Here is a 19,589-nt window from a genome sequence, read left to right on the forward strand (position 1 = left end):
CTGAATCACTCCCTCTTATTTCTAAAATCGAATGCCCCCATCGACTCGAATCAATTCACCATTGATGTAATCAGAAAGAGTTGATGCAAGAAATACAGCGACCGACGCAATTTCTGAGGTTGACCCCGGTCTTTTGAGCAACACTTCCTCCAGTTTTTGATTCATGACACTTTCAGGAACCCGCCGACTCATATTGGTATCCACTAACCCAGGCGCAATGACATTTGCAGTGATGCCTTTTGCGCCATACTCTTGTGCAATGGCTTTCGTTAATCCAATTAACCCTGCTTTGGAGGCGGCATAATTCGCCTGCCCCGCATTACCCAGAACACCGCTAATGGACGACACATTAATAATCTTTCCAGCACGTTGTCGCATCATTTTTCGTATCACATGTTTGGTACATAGGAACGGACCGCGCAGATTCGTGGCCATTACGCCATCCCATTGTTCAACGGACATGTTCATAAGGATATTGTCCATTGTAATGCCCGCATTATTGACCAGAACATCCACTCGTCCGTACTTCTCTATGATGCGTTGCATCATAGATTGCACATCCTGTTCTAAAGACACGTCTGCCTGAACGAGAAATGCCTTATCCCCCCCTTTGATGATTTCGTCCCGCGTATCCTCTGCGGCTTCTTGATTCTTCGTGTAATTCAACGCCACCATTGCCCCTTGTTGTGCAAACGCTTTGGCGATGTCCCTTCCAATCCCCCTTGAGGCACCCGTGACAATGGCTACTTTTTCGTCTAGTAACATTCAACTCTCACCTGTTCTTGTTCGTGATGATCTGCGGCACGCAGTAAGTTCAAAACATCCGTTTGTTTCATGGCGTTTGCAAGTATGGAGGAAAACACAATCTTCCCACCGTTTTCCCCAATCGAATATTTCAAGTACGAAACGGATTTTATCAGCACATACTCAAATGACCCCTGAACACATTCCTCTTTCTCAGAAATAGTGTGTTGAAAGATGTTGTAGGCTTGAGCAGCAATCGAAGCATAGGCTTTTGGAATCCAGAGATACGGCGGAATAAGGAGTTTCACTAATTCTCCTTCGTCCACAGTGCTATAAAGGGCTTCACACTCAAACCCATCCACTTCTTCCCGCGTTGCGAATACAGTTTGTATTACATCAGGGTCAACAATTGATGTGAAAAGAGTCCCTCCTTCTTCAAGGAAACGCTCGATTTCTTCAACTTGCTTTGCTGTAGGTAATACAGTTTGCAATTTCATGGCATTCAAGGATGCCATATTGCCCCATACGCAACGATGGCCTGATTCATTGATCATAAGTACGTCGTCGTGTTTTAAAGAACATTCTTCTGTCCAAGGCTGCATTTGAACACCAGACAATTTCGCTAACCCAATGGTATAGAGCATAAACTTCCTCCCCTACCCCAATTCTTGAGGTTCAATCTCTGATTCAACAGGCTTCCAGTGAAAAGACCCCCACCAATTAGCCCTACCAAGAAGTTTCATGATGGATGGAACAAGAATGGTCCGAACAATCAAAGCGTCCAGTAAAATCGCACAGGCCAGTGAAAATCCTAATTCTTTCACAACTTCAACCTGAACCGTCGCAAATGCAGCGAACACCGCAACCATAATGGCGGCTGCACCGTTGACCAGGCCGGCCGTGTCTGCAATTCCCCGGGCGATACTTTGTTCATTGGTAACACCTCTGTCATGAAACTCTCGGATTCGACTGATGATGAAGACTTCATAGTCCATGCTGAGTCCGAACAGAACGGCAAACAATACCACTGGTGTGACCGAATTGATGGCATTAAACGTATCAATCTTTCCAAAGATTCCACGCTGGAAGACTTCTACGAGCAAGCCCGTACTCGCCAAGGTGACGAGAGAATTAAGGACCAGTGCCTTAATGGGCAATATAATGGAACGGAAAGACCATAGAAGCACCAAGAAACTGATGATAAGCACACTCACAATAATGATTGGAAAACTGTGCAGTACTTTTTGGTCAAAATCGAGTCCCGTTGCTGTTTGCCCACCAACATACGCATGAATAGATCTGAGGTTTGATTGATCTAATAGGATACGAATTTGTTGAACCAACTGATGCGTGGTTACGCTATCAGCCGGGGCTTTTGATCCGACAATCAAAACAGATGTTGTTGAACCCTTATTGTGGTTCACAAGGTTTCCCAGTTGGTTCTGAACTTGAGATGGGAGAACGCTCCAGTGAAGATAGGCTTGATGATACTGAGCGATAGTCCAACCAGGATGCCAATTGGTCAGACTGTGAACACTTTTTGTGTTGGAAAGCGAAGCAATCTTCTTTGTGATCGTATGGATTGTCTGTAACCGATTGGTAGACGTCATTGTTCCGTTATTGCTCGTCAGGACAACTTGAATCGGAAAGATGTTCTGCTCACCAAATTGGTTCTTGACGACCTCTAAGCCCTGGCGTGACATACTGGTCTTTGGAAGAATCGAAGCAGATGCTACGGGAACCTGCATTCGCAGTGAGGATGAAGGGTACGCAAGTCCCATTAAGATCAAAACCGCAGGAACCAAGAACAAAACTGGTTTTTTCATAAGCGCATGAACAAATCGTTCCCAACGCCCTGATGAACCTTTTCTCCCAAAAGGCAGGCGAAGCGCATTCACTCGATGTCCCAACAGCGTGAGAATTGCCGGCAGCAGTGTTAGTGCGACGGAAACCGCGAGAACAACAACGATGACGCCCCCGATGGCAATGGAATTGAAAATCATAATGCGCGGTAGAAATAGAGATGACAAACTGATGGCCACCGTCATACCGGAGAAAAAGACAGAACGTCCAGCCGTTTCTACTGCTTTTCGTACGGCATCCCGAACCTCTCTTCCTTGCGCCAGTTCTTTGCGATACCGACTCACGATAAACAATGCGTAGTCTACGATTACCCCCAGACCCACCATACTGATAGCGTTCGTAAGGAGGGTATTTAACTGTTCATGACTTGCAAATCCATACGCTATAGCCATGGTTGTTGGTAATGCCACCATCGCCATAGCCAGTGGCAGAATGGCCGCAATAACGGACCGAAAAACGAGTAATAAAATGACGATCATGAGAGGAAAGGCAATCATTTCTGCGGAAGTCAGGTCATGTTTCGTTGTGGCATTAAGGTCATAATTTAATGCCGGGGAACCTGTCACCCACCAGTTGAATCCACCTTTCACCTGAGTTTTTACAATGTGTTGGAAGGCAGGCATTAAGTTATCCGCCTGTGTTTCTGTGGCATTGAGACCTACGTCGATGATCGTTGTGTGCTTATCTTTCCCCACAAGGTTTGCATTGTGATTTTGATAATAGGTTTTCACATTCGCCACGTAAGCGTTAGAACGCAGCGCCGTAGCAACTGCGTTCACTTCTGTCTGAAATGGCTGTTGTGAAACGGTGTAGTTCTTATCTTTGAGTACAATGATCATATTTTGTGGGTACTGGTTGCTAAATTTGGATTGCAACACCGTTTGCGCCATCGCAGACTCACTGTTGGGATTGTTGAATCCCCCTGCTGTCAGCTCATTGGGAAGTTTTTGGGCAAACAACACAGATGCCAACAACACAACCACCCAAACTCCAATAAATGTTTTCGGGTGACCAGTCACCCAGTTGCTAAGTTTTTGAAACACTGTTTCATCAACCCACTCTCTAGCCTGTATTCAGGGTTTATTCTCAACATCTGTGCTAAGGCTTCGATTTTTCTCCGTACGTCATGATGGGAATGCGATGGTACTTGTAACACCTTCTCCAGTGTCTTCATGGCGTCATCTACTCTTCCCAATTTCACTTGGCATTTGGCCAACCCCATATACAAGAAAACCTCGTCTGGATTGCATTCTACCGCTTGTTGGTACAACTGCAACGCCATTTCTCTCTTTGCCCCCAGCCATTTGGGAACTTCCATATGCCACATGGCCAGTGCATATAAAGCGTGTGCATGGTTCTCGTCATAAGACAATGCTCTGCGAAACATCTTTCGTGCCTTCATCATCCATCGCAATTTTTTGGTCGTCTTACTGATGAGAGCCAATCTCCCATAGGCTCTGCCAAGTTCAAAATATGCATCGGCGTTCTGCCGGTCTTCTTTGAGAATTTCTTCACAGATATACTTTGCTCTGTCGTGCAGGACTTCCGGTGAAAACGGAGTACTAGGTGTCGGATGAATTCCGAGTTCATTCCACTGTCGCGCAATATGAATCCGTTCTTCTATTGTCGGATTCTCTGGAGAGGTGCTTTTGTCATCGATCATTTGATGACTGAGCCGAGACAACTCCGCCATGATATGACTTGTCGCCTGTTCTAATTCATCTCCCTTTTTCCCGAAAGACTCGGGCAAAATGGGGACTCCGATTTCAACAGTGGCACGGTGAAGCCTTGGCACAAGTCGATATTTCGGTAAAATATCAAAGGTCCCGTTTAATCCTACGGGAACAATTGGGACTTTCCCGAGTAAGGCCAGTTTTACTGCTCCAGATTTGCCGCGAAGCATCATCCCTGTAGGACTGCGTGTTCCTTCTGGATAAATGCACACAATCTTTCCTTCTGAAAGGTATTTGAGTACCATTCGAAACGCAGCCGTATCCGCAGATTCACGGTTGAGTGGAATACACCCTACGGACAGATGCCACATCCGTGATAAAGGATGAATGAACGCTTCTTTTTTCGTTAAATAGTACACCCTGGACTGACGGTACTGTTTTAGAATTGTTGCAACGACGAAATGGTCCATGAAACTTGAATGATTGGCAACCAAGAGAAAGCCGCCGGACGTTGGCAGGTTTTCTTCTCCTTGTACGGTTCCAAGAAACCATCTACCAGTCACCCGTACAATCACACTTCGAGATAGAGTACCGATCATGAGATTTTCACCTACCGAACAGCAAGATCGTGTTTTGGCGTATAGGCTCCGTTTCGTTCCATATACTCCCGCAAATCTGCGATAGTGATATACGGCATATCGTACTGTTCCTTGAATTCAAACAAGTCATCTCGTCTAGCCATAGTGCCATCCGGCTTGATAATTTCAACAATCACTCCGGCAGGCTGGTACCCTGCAAGACGTGCCAAATCCGTCGCAGCTTCGGTATGACCGTTGCGTTCAAAAACTCCTCCATCCTTTGCAATCAGCGGGAAGATATGCCCTGGACGAACTAAGTCATTTGCAGAAGCGTTTTCCCGTAAAGCAACATGAATCGTTCTTGCACGGTCCCATGCAGAAATTCCAGTCGTGACACCAAATTCAGGTTGTGCATCAATGGTCACTGTAAAGGCGGTCTGAAAGGTTTCTGTGTTCTTTTCCACCATGAATGGCAATTCCAGCCGCTTGGCAATGGCCGAACTGATGGGCATACACACAAGACCTCGACCCTCTGTGATCATAAAATTGATGTTCTTTGGTGTTACCAAGTCGGCAACGCACACCAAATCCCCTTCGTTTTCCCTGCCTTCGTCATCTGACACAATAATCAACTTTCCTTGACGTAACACTTCCAACGCACGTTCGATTGAATCGAATTTCATTTGTTTTCCTCCGATCAATTGGTGGTTTGAAGTACCTTTTGCACAACTTCCATGACAAATGGAATCCGATCTTCATGTTCCATCATCGGGATTGCATAAGGCGGCTGGAGTTCAGGCATCAGCATCACAATCATTTCCAAAATTACGTACCCAATTGCTGTCGAGTTGGATGTATGGAAGTCCCCCCTTTCTACACCATCATGTATGATTTCACAAAGAGGTTGACGAAGGTCTTGAAATATCTTCGATACCTCTTCGGGAAACACCGGATCATTTTGAAATTGATGCCTTGCCCATATTTTCAAAAAAGGAAGATAAGATTCATCCTTTGTAAAGGAAAACAGTGTACGGACAATCAAGTGAATCTTTTCAATGGGTGGAATGTCCAGCAGCATAATCTGAGTTCCCATGTCATTAAATTGGTCTACAATCGTCTGAATGGTTGCTAAATAAAGTTCCTGTTTCGTTTTGAAATATAGATAAATGGTTCCTTTCCCAATTCCAGCGTTGATAGAGATATGATTGATGTTTGCTTTTTCAAATCCCTTTTCAGCAAACTCCACTGCAGCAGACCGCAGAATTTCTTCCCTTTTAGCAGATTGATCTCTGGAAACCATATAAACCTCCTTAACATTGACTGACTGGTCACCCATATATTACTGCCAACATTTTTTTATGTCAATCCATACTCAGAAAGTCAGCGAAAGATCTAATCTTCAACCGTAAACCTTCCCCCAACTTTTAAATAAAATCCGAAAGACAAATGTAACGCAGGCAAATCATCAGGCCGATCATACAGGTATGCATTGGCGAATTCATTCACGAGTACCACTATGACCGCCCATGTCAATCACTAGACGTAAGCGTCAAACTAAAGGCACGTCGCACTCTCAAATCGAATGTGAGAGAATGTAAGAACCCCGCCGGTTGTCCGGCGGGGCTGTTGCGTAAGTTGTTTATCGCCGATGTCGAACTTGCTCTGGTAAGTCATCGGACCAAGGCAGTAGACGGTTTAAGGGGTCTGTAGAGCTCTCGTCCAGGTTTGGCAATTGCTCAAACAGATACTCCAGATAAGTAAATGGGTTGAGACCATTTTCCTTAAATGTCACCATACCATTGTGCACACGAACAATACGGTTGTTGGAAATTGCAACACGATGGGTATATCGGCCCAGATATTCTAGGACATGTCCTGCGTTCTTGAAAGGTGGTTTACAATACACTACCCATTCTTTACGGTACAGAGAGGATATCCAATCCTGGAACCGATGAGGCTCTCGTAAATGCACCATGGAGCCATAAAATTCGAGCTTTGTCCGTTTCAGGTAATCAAGGAACTTTCCCCTGAATTTTCGTGACAGCACCTTCACGGGGATGAAGAACTTTTTTCTTGAATACACCCATTTACCGTCCGTGGTGAGTCCGCCGCCTGGTACGATACAGTGTACACGGGGGTGGTGCATGAGGTTTTGTCCCCACGTATGAAGAACGGCAGTGAGTCCAATTTTCGCGCCCAGGTATTTCGGATCGCCTGCGAGTTCGGACAGCGTTTGCGCAGCAACTTTGAATAAGATGCCGTAGACTTCCTTGGGGTTCTGGTAAGCGACCGGATTTAACAGGTCTGGCAGGGTAAAGACCACGTGAAAGTATCCGACATTGTCTAACAAATCGGCCTTTCTGGCCTCGATCCACCGCTCTTTCGTGAGCGTTTGGCATTTTGGACAATGACGATTACGACAGAAATTGTAGGATATACGTGTAAAACCGCACTCATCGCATTCATCCACATGTTCCACCCAAGGCAGCGGTTCTACAGTTTTGAATGGCTCGAACCACTTTTCGTTGCTCGGGGGAAAGCGAATGGGCGAACTGATAGCCTTCACCGTACTGTGAAAAAATATCTTGTAACTCAGGCATGTGAATAAGCCTCAGAGTTTCTATACACACTTTGGTTGTCTAACGGGCTAACAATACCTGATGTCACGTTCGCCAAATGTAAATAGACCGTAGTGGATTGAATACTGGCATGTCCAAGTAGAGCTTTAATCTGTAACAATGTGGCATCGTCTTCTAGCAGGTGTGTAGCAAAAGAATGCCGCAGTGTATGGGTAGACACATGCTTGGTAATGCCGGCCTTTTTCACCGCTTTATTAAAAGCATTGCTGATACCATCGGACGTAATATGGGAGACGTTGCAAGCAACTGAGAGCAGAGTATAGCGATCCTTGCCTCCTTTTCCACCCCGCACAAATATACGCATGGTTTTAGAATCGATGTGCTGAATTTTAAGGGCCGCAGCTTCACTTACCCGTAGTCCCGAACTATATACTGTCATCAACATAGCCTTGTGTTTAAGGCTTTGACAACTGTCCAGAATGGACGCCATTTCTTCACGGGTTAACACTTCAGGGAGGGCTTTACGCTTCTTTTGACGCGGAATCTGGAGATAATTCAACGTACGGTTCAAAGTGACAGCGAAGAGAAATCGGATAGCAGCACTATAAACGTTTACCGTTGCAGACGATAGCTTTTTCTCATTGACTAGATGTGATAGGAATTGGCGAATATCTTCTGCATCCAAGTGGTCCACAGGGCGTTGACAAAACTCTAGAAAAATCCGAGCATGCATGGTATAGCTCGCTAAAGTGTTTGATGACAATCCCCGCATACGGATGTCTTCTGCCATCCTTCGTAACGCTTGTTTTTGACTCTCCATGTGGCATTCTCCTCAAGATTCATTTTGCAGTGACACTCGACACCGCATAGCGTGAATCTTAGAAGAATCGCATACGTAAGGAAAGTAACACTAATAGGAAAATAGTCCCGCCAAGGACGATTTTTTGCCACCGCGTAGCGGTTTAGCAGTTTAGTCCAAGATGAGTTATGCAAAGCTTTGCATAACTCATCTGCATGAAGGTACTTTCTGCCCAGTAACTCTTCATGCATGCGCTCGTAGATTTTGGTCAACCATTGATTCGCTCCATACAGAACCCAGTTGGCCATCGTCTGCCGGGATAGTAGGGTTTTCTGACGTTCAAACTGTTGCTCCAGGCGATACAATGGCATGCCCTGTACGTATTTCTTATCCAGGATGTAGGCCAGTGCCGATGGAGACGCCCAACTTCTCACAATCGCCGGTTTTGGCATCTGTGCTTTCACGATGGGTGTATGAATTTCGTTATGTTCACAGTGGCGGCAACCATAGATGTATTGCACATGCTCCACCACTTTTACCTGAGCAGGAATGATCTTCACTTCCCGTCGGGTGTCTTCACTCATTTCATGCATGGGCCCGCCACAGCAGGAGCAGACCTGTTCTGCCTCAGGTAAACGGTATTCAATGCGGTCAACCGGTAAGTGCTTTAGCAGTTCATCCCACTGACAGGGTTGTTTCTTTTTTCGTTGGTAAGTAACGGTTTCCTCGAATTCTTCGGCGGCGTGCTCGGTTTCAAGGTCTGCCTGTGCTTCCGCTTCGTTGAATAGCCGAGTCTGCAAGGAATCCAAGTCGGTGTGTTCGCTGGAGACACCAAAACGCTTATGTTGAGCCAGGCGGAGCTTCTCTTCCAGCCACTCCACCTTAGACTTCAGTTCGCCTACTTCATGCTTTAATGTTGTATTTTCTTGCTGCAATGCAGCAGTCTCTTCTGTGGCATTACCGCTGACCTATCCATAAGCTATAACGGTTTGTTGCCGCTTGGGAACAAGCGCAGGCTCCATCCGGCAAAAAATTTTTCGTATAGTATTACGTCAAACGCTCGTAATATTCTTATTCTAATGTCCAAGGTGATATTGCTCGATCCCTTTGCTATGCAAATTGGTTCAGCATTGGTCACACTTGCCTGCCTGGATCTTCACTGCCAGCAACATTTAACTGTGGCGCTCTTTTTGTTGTGAGATTATTGCGCTATAAAGCTCAATCCCATAATTTCAACTCTGGCTCGTGGGCTAGTTAATGTAATCTCCTATAGTAGTTCCAAACCTCTTTTAAAAACGGAAGTGCCTGCGGTACATCTAACGGTACAGATGGCAAGCAATATAGTGACTACTATTTGAGGATTCTTGGACTAGATCTGGCTCAACTTCAGAACAGAAATCCATTGCCTTAGGACATCTAGTGTGAAAGGGGCAACCCGAAGGTCTGTTAATTGGACTTGGCACATCTCCCTGCAGGATTATTCTTTGCTTCTGTCTATTGATTACAGGCTCAGGCACAGCTGACAATAAGGCTTTTGTATAAGGATGTAAAGGATTAAGATGGAGTTCTGTGGAATCAGTAATTTCAACAATTTTACCCAAATACATAACGGCAATTCGATCACTGATGTATTGCACTACACTCACATCATGCGCAATGAATACGTAGGTTAAACGAAGCCTTTTCTGGATTTCTTTCATTAAGTTCAGTACCTGGGCTTGAATAGAGACATCTAGTGCGGAGACAGGTTCATCACAAATGATCAACTCTGGCCTGATAGATAACGCTCGAGCAATATTGATTCGCTGTCTTTGTCCCCCCGAAAACTCATGCGGAAATCGATATAGGTAGTCTTCAGTCAAATTGACCATATTTAGCGCATCAATAATCATGGTCATTCTTTCTTTCCGATCAGAGTACCCATGTATTTTTAATGGTTCATCAAAAGCCTCAATAATTCTCTTTGAAGGATTTAAAGCGGAATACGGGTCCTGAAACACCATTTGAACCCGACCTCTAAAATCAAATATCTCCTTCGGTTTCAACTTGGTGATGTCTCTTTTATATCCATCAAAGTTAAACATCAGTTCACCAGCCGTCGGACGTTCAAGCAACATCATAGTCCGGCCAAGAGTGGATTTTCCACAGCCAGACTCGCCCACTATACCTAAGGTCTCTCCCCTTTTTATATCAAGGCTAACATCATCCACAGCTTTAACGCTCCCAATATTTCTACGAAGAAAGCTACTTAGAACAGGATAGTATTTTTTAATGCGGTTAACTCGAAACAAACTATTGTCTACATTTGTTATACTCTTAATGCTCACTTGGCTAAAACCTACTTTCTATCTTCAAATAGTACACAGCGAACCCTGTGACTTTCTGAAATACTAACTTCCGGGATAGTTCCAAACGAGCACTTATCCATGGCAAGATTACAGCGATTGACGAATTCACAACCACTATTGTAATCTTTTGGATTGGGAGTATTCCCCTGAATGGAGGCTAGTTGTTTACTCTTATCTAATCCCATTGTGGGAACTGATTTTAACAAAGCTGCAGTGTATGGGTGACGAGGATTGTTGATTATGTCCTCGACAGTTCCATATTCCATAATTCTTCCCATGTACATTACAGCTACATAGTCTGCAGTTTCAGCTACTAGACCCATGTTATGTGTAATTAAAACTACTGACATTGAATATTGCTTTTGAATTTCTTTGATCAAATCCATAATCTGAGCTTGAATTGTAACATCCAGTGCAGTTGTAGGTTCGTCTGCAATCAATAACTCTGGATTAGAGATCATTGCAATAGCAATCATTACGCGTTGCCTCATGCCACCACTAAATTGGTGAGGATATTCATTTATTCGCCGTTCGGGATCTGAGATACCTAACTTTTTTAACATTTCCACAGCCCGTAATTTTGCCTCTCTTCTCGATATTTTTTGGTGCTCAAGGAGTTTTTCGGAGACCTGCCTTCCTATGCGATGTGAAGGATTTAATGACATTATTGGGTCCTGAAAGATCATGCCGATTTTCTTCCCTCTAATTTTGCGCATATCCTTACCGTATTTATCAAAACGTAGAAGGTCAACTTTCTCTCCTTCACTATTAAAATCAACTGTCCCACTAGTTATTTCCGCATTATTAGGTAGTAATTGCACAACAGAGTTTACAGTTACGCTCTTGCCACATCCAGATTCACCAACAATGGCAAGCAATTTTCCTTTTGGTACCTCAAACGACACATTTTTCAAGACTTTGACTTCGTCGTTGTGTTCATCTCTAAATAAGACAGATAAATTATCAACTTTTAAAGTGTGCTGTTGAGACATGTTGACCCACCTCACTGTTTCGGATCAAGAATATCTCTCAATCCATCCCCTACAAAATTTATAGACAAGACAAATAAAGAAATCGTAATGCCTGGAATAATCCATAGCCACCAATAATTTCTTACAACATCTAATGACTTAGCGGCACTTATCATGTTCCCCCATGAAGGTGTGCCCACAGGTACACCTAAACCTAAAAAGCTCAACCCGGCCGATGTAAGTATATAAATTCCAATGTTGGTCGTCAGAGATACAATCACTGGACTCAAAGCGTTGGGGAGCATATGTTTGAATATAATAGAGGTCTTTCGTATTCCGAGTGACCTACAAACAGATACGTATGTTTCTTCGCGAAGTGACAAAAATTCATTACGAACTAAACGGAACGTTGTTGTCCACCCTGTGATTGCAAATACAAAAATCAGATTATTTATTCCTTGCCCAAGTACTAGCTCTAGAATAAGAATCAAAATTAAGCTCGGAAATGTCATTGTTAATTCAGAGAACTTTACTAAAAATCCATCTAACCATCCACTCAAGTACCCTGCAAGAGCACCTAAGATGACCCCTATTACAGTTTCGGACAAGGCACTCAAAACTCCGACGTAGATCGATACACGTCCTCCGTATAAAATCCGAGCGAATTCGTCTCGCCCGAGTGTATCCGTACCAAAAATGTGTAACGAACTGGGTGGGTGTGAAATTTGAGCGAGATTCATTTGATATGGATCATAGCTTGTAATAAATGGTGCGAGTATTGAAAGCAACGTAATCAAAACGCAAATTATAAAGCCAATAACCGCAAGTTTGTTTCTCCAAGCCTTCTTTACACGTATTCTGAATAAACTTGATCTTTGTTTGTTACTAGTACGCATCTTAACGAGGTTTGTCTCCTGCGGTGACATAATCTCGGAATCTTTCACAGAACACAATCCCCTCTCTACTGTAATCGGATTCTCGGGTCGAGCATTGCGCTAAACACATCTATTAAAGCGCTTGCAAGTAATATGACTGTAGCAATCATCATCGTAGTTACCATAATTACCGGATAATCATCCGAAGTGATTGCAGATAGTAGCGCCGATCCGATTCCGGGCCAAGAGAAAACTTGCTCAATAATAATCGAACCACCAACCAGTAAAGGAATGCGAAATATTAAAATCACGAGTATGGGGCGAAGAGAGTTCCTAAAAGCGTGATACCAATAAACTTTCCATTCTGGTATACCCTTACTTCTGGCTGTTTTAATGTATTCCTTATTTAATACATCTAGCAGTGCGCTACGTGCGTATCTTAAGAGTACCGCCAGCATTCCAACTGACAAGGTTATAGATGGCAATATAAGATTTGGAAGGCTACCTAAAAACGTAGGGCTCTGTTCATTGATCCTTCCTCCAATTGGAAGCCATCCAAGTTTTATGGATAAAATCTGGATTCCAATAATACCAAAGAAGAATTCTGGAATTGAAATACCAATAACACCTATAATTCTAGTCAAACCGTCGACAATAGTGTTTTTCCGAATTGCAGCGATTAAACCTAACAGTATCCCAAAAATCGTTGAAAATAGTATTGCGCAGCCAGACAGTTCTAATGTTGCAGGTAATCTCAGGCGAATAATGCGTGAAATAGAATTACCCGTTGTAATACTGTATCCAAACTTACCCTCCAACAAATGACGTAGCCATGTTAGATACTGAATGTATATCGGGTTGTCTAGCCCCAACTGCTTTCTAAGTGCTTCTAGATTAGCGGAATTGGATGCAACATCTGGAGGCGCAAGGTAACTTACAGGATCACCGGGCATAAGTTTAATCGCCACGAACACAATAATACTGATGATAATCAACATCGGTATAGTTGCAAGTATCTTCTTGACAATAAATGTTGTCATGCCTTATCACCTCGGTAATCTCTAAGTAAAAAACATCTGATAGACTCATTCCATTCGGAAATCCGTATCTTACTGTAAAATATTATTGCAAAGGAAATGACCAAGTATTCCGCCGATACTCATCACGCAAAAGCTTCCCTAATGTTTGGGTCACTTTTGCGTGATGATTCTCCTTTTACTCATGCTTCGTTCAATCAGTTGATGACAAAACTACTGTTTCAACTTCCAACTCATTTAATCGTCCAATTTTGAAAATCCATATTGTAATTGTACCATGGGTTTCCCAATTTCCCTGCCAATTTAACCTTGTTATTATTGACAAAATAAGAGTTACCAAGCATAAATAAAGGTGCTTTATAAAGCGTTTTTTCCTCTAGTTTCTGAAGAGCTAGAAGTGTAGATTTCCTTTGTGCAGGATTGCGAATTTCACTCAGTTTCTTGATGTCAGCATTAAATTTTACCAGGTTGCTCTTCCCCCATATTTTGGTGAAAAAGTTATTTGGGTTTGGAGAATACTCATTATACCAATTTTGAAAATTGAATGCAGACAATCCCTTTAATGCAATATCGTAATTTCTCACCTTAAATAGGTCGTCAGTTGCATTTCCCTGAAATTGTTGCAGGTTAACCTTCATTCCTAGATTCCTCAAATATTGAGCTACGGCCGTCATGAAATTTTTCGAGTTTTGGTCACTATAATAGTAACGCAGTTTAATTGTTTGTCCGAAGTTGAAATGTGCTTGCTTTAGTAATTGTTTTGCTTTTGTAGGATTGTAGCTATAGGTTGGAGCACTTGAATCGTATGCCGCATTCGATGAAGGAACACCCGTATTGTTTATTCGTGCAAGACTGGGATAGATGCTTTTCGCTAATTTTCTTCGATTAATCCCATAGAGTATTGCTTGTCTAACTTTATAGTTAGCCATAGGATCATCGTTTTTATTTCCTTTATCACCTTTGATATTAAAAATTAGATACCTATAATACAAAATATTTATAGGGTGCTCTACAAATCCTTTCACTGATTTTAATCCACTAACTTCTTGTGGATTATTTGTGTTATAAAGGTCCAAATTTCCTTTTTGTGCGGCTAATACTGGGTTTGAAGCTCCACGTATTATAATTTTTTTAATCTTAGGTTTAGGTCCATTATAAGTATTGGAAGGAACTAAAATCGCATAGTTACCGGGTACAAATTTAGATAGTTTGTACATACCATCTCCTATAGGGTGCTTCCAAAAGCTACTCGTTCCAATCTGTAGTGGATTAACATTTTTCAGTAGATGCTCAGGATAAATTGGGAATTGACCCAGAACGTCAATAAAGTCGGCAACTGGCTTGACGAGATTAATCGTTATAACATTCCCGTTGGCAGAAACTCCACTTAGAGAATTAGATGTCCCTGATATCCAGCTTTTTGCCCCTTTAATTTCAGAAAATGAATTGGTATACATCGGGTTTACCAAAGTTGCTTTTAAAACTGTTTTTATACTCCATACTACATCTTTCGCAGTCAGCGGTTTTCCATCTTGCCACTTAAGGTGATTTTTCATCGTTATTTTATACGTGAGTCCATTAGACGAAACACTATAAGACTTTGCTAGGTCCGGTGTTTCTTTGGTGAGTGCTGCATTAGGCAAAAACAAACTTCTAAACATCAATACATTTTGAAGTCCCCCACGATTTAACCAAAGTCCAGGGAACTTAGATCCAACAGGACCACCAGGCGCTCCACTAGATCCTATCCATAGAATGTTTAGTGCATTGTTCCCATTTACAGAGCTGCTACTAGATGAAGTGTTGTTAGGTGAGCTATTAGATTGGGATGAATTTGCTGGCGAACACGCTGTTACCATGGTACCGAGTCCCAAAACTACACAAGCAGTTACTAATTTTTTCATTTTTTCACCTCTTTGCATTTTAGACCCCAAATTCGTCATACTAGACAAAACATTCCGATAAGAAAGGATACCGATTTCCAGACGTCTACTTATACGTATGTTCTACATTACAGTTGTTGTTTTTGAGTATAATAGGAGGTATTATCCTTTGTCAATTATTTTTTTGGAGAAAGAATCTTTTTTTATCTCTAAAATTTAATTCCACCATAAATCAGTGCCTAGAGTCATTAAAACACAGCAATTTTTTAAGGTTCTGAATATCCTGTTTATATACACCTATTCCTTCTATAAATATTTTAAAATAAAAAAGTATATATCCTCTTATTTTATATTTTATAAAGGATATTTACTTTATAAAATTGTTAATGTATGTTTAAGGAGGGAATTGATTGGGCGAAGACGCAAAACTCCGTGACATTTTCGAGGAATGCACAAATTCCCTTTAAGAACAGGAGAATTATGCCGTAGCATTTCAAGGTTTAATAACTAATGATGTCGAGGAGGAGTACAATGCCGGACTCTCAACTGAACTCTGTGCTAGTGAAGATCCACGGATACGCGCACGCGTTTACAAAAAAAGAACAAATTGTGGCAAACTACGTGCTGGAAAACCCAGATGATATTGTTTACTTGTCCGTCATTGAGCTGGCGGAATTGGCGAAAGTCGGCGAAACAACCGTGATTCGGTTTTGCCGTGAACTAGGTTATAAAGGTTATCAGGAATTTAAACTGGCTTTGGCAAAAGAAAGTTCCTCTTCTAATTCCAATGTAGATGAATCAAATCTAATTGGAAAAATTGGCAGTTCCCACATTAAAGCAATTGAAGGAACTTTGTCACTTATCGACCCTGCTTCACTCGAAGACGCATTCGATATGATTGTGCAAAGTAAACGTATCCACTTCTGCGGTGTTGGAACCTCTGGCATTACTGCAATGGATGCAAAGAGTAAGTTTTTGCGGATTGGTATTCGATCGGAGGTAACTACAGATACACATTTTCAACTTATGAATTCTTCAGTGATGAATGAAGATGACGTTGTCATTGGTTTCAGCATTTCAGGAAGCACAGTCGATACAATACGAGTGTTGGAATTGGCAAAAGAAAATGGAGCAAAAACGATTGTCGTTACTCAATTCGCGAAATCCCCCATTACGAGAACTGGAGACATTATCCTTCTTACTGCAGGACGAGAGGCACCACTGGAGGGAGGATCTTTAGCTGCAAAAATTGCCCAACTTGTCGTCGTAGATTTGTTGTGTACCGGTGTTACATTACGCAGAAAAGATGAAAGCTTACATTATCAACGTAAGACTGCGGAATCTGTTGTAGATAAAATTTATTAAGGTGATATTTATGAAGTATGTTTTAGGTATTGATATTGGTGGAACCAATATCAAAGCAGCGCTGGTTAATTCAGAAGGGGAGCTTACGGAAATACGATCTATACCGACGAACGCTTATAAAGGTCGCGACTATGTACTACAAAACCTTCATTCCCTAATTCGTGAATTTGTCCGTCACCCTGGCATTCAAGGTATCGGGATTGCAAGTGCCGGAAGAATTAATTACAAGTCGTGTATTGTTGAATATGCGACTGACAACCTACCGAATTGGACCAATTTGAACTTTAATAAGGAAATCTCTGAGGTGTATCACTTACCCATTGCTGTGGACAATGACGTAAATGCTGCGGCAAATGGCGAGGCTTGGAAGGGTGAGCATCAAGAGTGTGAAAGTATGTTTTTCCTGGCTTTAGGTACTGGCGTCGGCGGAGGCTTTATTCTAAACAATGAAATCGTTCGCGGGCACACTTGGTCCTTTGCGGAAGTTGGCCATTGGTCGTTATACCCAGACGGTCTATTCTGCAACTGTGGATCTCGCGGCTGTAGTGAACAGTACGTGTCTGGTAGTGCGTTACATAGACGAATTTCGGAAATCATCGAGATTAGACTAAAAAATCCAAGAGAGATCTGGTCGGAGTCCATTCAGTTACACCCTAGCGTCGAAAAAATTATCGATAACTATTTTGACGATTTAGCATTGTTGCTCCGTCAAGTTCAACTAGCCTTCGATCCCGAGTGTATCATTATTGGTGGAGGAGTTGCAGAAGATCACTCTAAATTCAAACACATTCTATCCCCGAAACTAGGTAATGGAAGCGATAGGATTCACTTTGCAACTTTAGGAAACAAGGCCGGCATAATTGGCGCTGCAAAGTTAATATTCGATATGTGTTGAGAGATACGGACGCAATCCGGGTGAGAATTAAACTAGTTAAGATACATTATTAATAATAAGCTTGCAGGAGATGATATTGTGCTTCGAGTGGGCATCGTAGGTGTTGGATACTTTGGGGCTGAATTCGCTAAAATATGCGGAGAACTCGATGACGTGGAGTTAGTCGCTGTGTATGGCGGAAGAGATGCAGAAGAAACGGCACGAAAAGTACCTTGCTGCTTTGAGACCAGTCTGCAAAACTTGTGTAACAGACCAGACATCGATGCGGTCCTCATTACGAGTCCAAACTTTGCTCATAAAGAGGGCGTGCTGGAGGCATCAAGGCATTCAAAACACGTGTTTTGCGAAAAACCCATAGCACTATCGTTGGCAGATTGTGAAGAGATGCTTACTGCCTGCCAAGAGCACTCTGTTCTTTTTATGGCTGGTCATATATTACACTTCATTTCCGGGTTAAGAAAAGTTAAAAAACTTATAAAATCCGGCGTCATCGGCGATCCCATTATTGCTCATGCAGAACGAACTGGCTGGGAACCAAAGCAGCCTAATATAAGTTGGAAAAAGAGAAAGAAATTTTCCGGCGGACATTTATTTCATCATATCCATGAATTGGATTTTTTGCAGAACATAATGGGACCTGCTAAACAGGTTCACTTGATGGGGGGAAATCGAGGTCATATCGGGAAAGCATTTGGAGATGAGGATGATATTCTTCTACTCTCAATAGAATTTAGCAATGGCGGTTTTGGAACAATGCAATACGGAACAGCTTTTCATTGGGATGAACACTATATTAAGATTAACGGAACAAGAGGCGCTATCAACATTAATTTTCAGAAGTCAACCGTGAAAGTTAGAGATGAAAACGGGCAAATTACTCAATACCCGCTTCATGACTTACCTGAGGAAAATCAGGCACGCATCGAACAGTACGACAGGATGCATGGGGGCATAGTTTACGGGAGCCCTTCGGAAAGACCCCCACAATGGTTATCGAATGTAATGAGACATGAAATAGCATACTTTCGAGATGTTTTACTTGGTCACCCCATCGATGATGAATATAATTTTCTCTTTGACGGGACGTCTGCGAGATCTTCTATTCACACTGCAGAAAAGGCAATGACTTCCCTTCTAACCCATCAAGTCATTGACCTTAGTGATTCCCAGAAGGGCAATAAGTGACTTTGATTATTTGTAAAATCCTGGAAATCACATTCTGCATTCAGTAGTTCCCTCGGGTAAACACTAAGATGTTAGGGTGATGAACACGTGAGTCTAACACCAGGATCCGTATGTGTTTCTGCAATTTTGGAATGCACAGAGCAATTGCAGCCATCGCTATTAGACGTGGCTCGGAGCACTCCCAAGTGGGCTCAAATTGCCTAACACTTGAATTAATGTATTGCTATCTCACCTGATGTAATGGCTGCGGGCGAACGGGGGTATTGCCCCAAAAATGTGCACGGAGCCCGTGGAAAAGATTTGTCCACCGTCGTTTCTGTGGCTAATTGTTCTTCTGAAGCGACTTCGTGCCCACCCTCGGTTCACTGTTCCGGTTTGAGCGTGAGCGTTTGGGCACTCGCAGCAGACCGTACCCGTCTTTGAGCCTCCCTATTATCCACTAAATCCCTGTTCGGACGTGAGACATTGCATCGAATGTGGACTGTGCTGTGCGAACTCAGGACCCACCTGAAGCGTCATCGAAAATCGCCCGCAAGTACTCGGCCCTGCGCAACACCACTGTGCTTGGAGCCGGGGCAGACAAGACCTTCCTGCTTGGATTGCAGGTTGCGACCGGACAGGTGAGTATTTACTGCACTTTGTGAGCCGCACCCCTTCGTCTCCATTTTGTGACCGGCAGTACAATGGGACGCCCCCGTAGGAGTCCATCTTGTCAATGCCACGGGCATCGCTCTCTTTGCCTTTGCGACCCCTGGGATTTATCGGAGCAAGTAACGTCACTTTCAGCATATTCC

At 42.9% G+C, this 19,589-nt stretch carries 18 protein-coding genes and 2 pseudogenes; 4 read left to right on the forward strand and 16 right to left on the reverse strand.

All coding sequences use genetic code 11. The annotated features are described in order from the left end of the window. Positions 1 to 21 precede the first annotated feature (21 nt). The 16 genes and pseudogenes from fabG to GI364_RS21305 form a co-directional block, all read right to left on the reverse strand. The gene (gene fabG / locus GI364_RS21240; RefSeq protein WP_198851176.1) at positions 22 to 765 is read right to left on the reverse strand and encodes a 3-oxoacyl-[acyl-carrier-protein] reductase; all 744 of its coding nucleotides are present in this window, start codon (positions 763 to 765) and stop codon (positions 22 to 24) included. Beyond that, complete coding sequence (locus GI364_RS21245; RefSeq protein ID WP_198851177.1) at positions 756 to 1,388, reverse strand: hypothetical protein; 633 nt, start codon at positions 1,386 to 1,388, stop codon at positions 756 to 758. Before GI364_RS21245 ends, fabG begins: the two co-directional genes overlap by 10 nt. A gap of 12 nt (positions 1,389 to 1,400) precedes the next feature. Then, positions 1,401 to 3,650 (reverse strand): MMPL family transporter, encoded by a 2,250-nt coding sequence (locus GI364_RS21250; RefSeq protein ID WP_198851178.1) that lies wholly within the window; start codon positions 3,648 to 3,650, stop codon positions 1,401 to 1,403. After that, complete coding sequence (locus GI364_RS21255) at positions 3,623 to 4,879, reverse strand: lysophospholipid acyltransferase family protein (protein ID WP_198851179.1); 1,257 nt, start codon at positions 4,877 to 4,879, stop codon at positions 3,623 to 3,625. Before GI364_RS21255 ends, GI364_RS21250 begins: the two co-directional genes overlap by 28 nt. 11 nt (positions 4,880 to 4,890) lie before the next feature. Beyond that, positions 4,891 to 5,541: a 3,4-dihydroxy-2-butanone-4-phosphate synthase gene (ribB, locus tag GI364_RS21260; protein WP_198851180.1), complete on the reverse strand. Its 651-nt coding sequence runs from the start codon at positions 5,539 to 5,541 to the stop codon at positions 4,891 to 4,893. Between the two features lie 14 nt (positions 5,542 to 5,555). Then, positions 5,556 to 6,158 (reverse strand): TetR/AcrR family transcriptional regulator, encoded by a 603-nt coding sequence (locus tag GI364_RS21265; protein WP_198851181.1) that lies wholly within the window; start codon positions 6,156 to 6,158, stop codon positions 5,556 to 5,558. Between the two features lie 339 nt (positions 6,159 to 6,497). After that, positions 6,498 to 6,647, reverse strand: a pseudogene (locus GI364_RS25525) (transposase domain-containing protein); the annotation flags it as partial. A 51-nt stretch (positions 6,648 to 6,698) separates the two neighbouring features. Further along, positions 6,699 to 7,337, reverse strand: a pseudogene (locus tag GI364_RS21270) (transposase); the annotation flags it as partial. Continuing rightward, positions 7,321 to 7,458, reverse strand: a complete 138-nt coding sequence (locus GI364_RS25530; protein ID WP_370541804.1) for a transposase zinc-binding domain-containing protein — start codon at positions 7,456 to 7,458, stop codon at positions 7,321 to 7,323. The pseudogene GI364_RS21270 and the gene GI364_RS25530, both read right to left, overlap by 17 nt. Then, on the reverse strand, positions 7,451 to 8,257 hold the full coding sequence (locus GI364_RS21275) for a tyrosine-type recombinase/integrase (protein WP_198851183.1): 807 nt from the start codon (positions 8,255 to 8,257) through the stop codon (positions 7,451 to 7,453). The genes GI364_RS25530 and GI364_RS21275 overlap by 8 nt, the downstream gene beginning before the upstream one ends. Beyond that, positions 8,182 to 9,171, reverse strand: coding sequence for an IS66 family transposase (locus GI364_RS21280; protein WP_198851184.1), 990 nt, complete (start codon positions 9,169 to 9,171; stop codon positions 8,182 to 8,184). Before GI364_RS21280 ends, GI364_RS21275 begins: the two co-directional genes overlap by 76 nt. A 381-nt stretch (positions 9,172 to 9,552) precedes the next feature. Continuing rightward, complete coding sequence (locus GI364_RS21285; RefSeq protein WP_370541805.1) at positions 9,553 to 10,446, reverse strand: ABC transporter ATP-binding protein; 894 nt, start codon at positions 10,444 to 10,446, stop codon at positions 9,553 to 9,555. Between the two features lie 128 nt (positions 10,447 to 10,574). Beyond that, on the reverse strand, positions 10,575 to 11,576 hold the full coding sequence (locus tag GI364_RS21290) for an ABC transporter ATP-binding protein (protein WP_198851185.1): 1,002 nt from the start codon (positions 11,574 to 11,576) through the stop codon (positions 10,575 to 10,577). 11 nt (positions 11,577 to 11,587) lie between these two features. Further along, complete coding sequence (locus tag GI364_RS21295) at positions 11,588 to 12,499, reverse strand: ABC transporter permease (RefSeq protein ID WP_233095907.1); 912 nt, start codon at positions 12,497 to 12,499, stop codon at positions 11,588 to 11,590. Positions 12,500 to 12,516: 17 nt separating this feature from the next. Next, a complete protein-coding gene (locus tag GI364_RS21300) occupies positions 12,517 to 13,470 on the reverse strand; it encodes an ABC transporter permease (RefSeq protein WP_198851186.1) in 954 nt (317 codons plus the stop codon). A gap of 230 nt (positions 13,471 to 13,700) precedes the next feature. Beyond that, a complete protein-coding gene (locus GI364_RS21305) occupies positions 13,701 to 15,371 on the reverse strand; it encodes an ABC transporter substrate-binding protein (RefSeq protein ID WP_198851187.1) in 1,671 nt (556 codons plus the stop codon). A 510-nt stretch (positions 15,372 to 15,881) separates the two neighbouring features. On the opposite strand from GI364_RS21305, the gene GI364_RS21310 reads away from it, so the two are divergent. The 4 genes from GI364_RS21310 to GI364_RS21325 all read left to right on the forward strand — a co-directional run bounded on the left by GI364_RS21310 (position 15,882) and on the right by GI364_RS21325 (position 19,439). After that, positions 15,882 to 16,715 carry a MurR/RpiR family transcriptional regulator gene (locus GI364_RS21310; protein ID WP_198851188.1) on the forward strand — a complete coding sequence of 278 codons (834 nt, stop codon included), beginning with the start codon at positions 15,882 to 15,884 and terminating at the stop codon, positions 16,713 to 16,715. Positions 16,716 to 16,725: 10 nt separating this feature from the next. Beyond that, positions 16,726 to 17,610 (forward strand): ROK family protein, encoded by an 885-nt coding sequence (locus GI364_RS21315; RefSeq protein ID WP_198851189.1) that lies wholly within the window; start codon positions 16,726 to 16,728, stop codon positions 17,608 to 17,610. A 78-nt stretch (positions 17,611 to 17,688) separates the two neighbouring features. Next, positions 17,689 to 18,795, forward strand: a complete 1,107-nt coding sequence (locus GI364_RS21320; RefSeq protein WP_198851190.1) for a Gfo/Idh/MocA family protein — start codon at positions 17,689 to 17,691, stop codon at positions 18,793 to 18,795. 488 nt (positions 18,796 to 19,283) lie between these two features. Further along, on the forward strand, positions 19,284 to 19,439 hold the full coding sequence (locus GI364_RS21325; RefSeq protein WP_198851191.1) for a hypothetical protein: 156 nt from the start codon (positions 19,284 to 19,286) through the stop codon (positions 19,437 to 19,439). Positions 19,440 to 19,589: the final 150 nt, after the last annotated feature.

Source organism: Alicyclobacillus sp. SO9, from assembly GCF_016406125.1.
In the GTDB taxonomy this organism is placed as follows: Bacteria; Bacillota; Bacilli; order Alicyclobacillales; family Alicyclobacillaceae; genus SO9.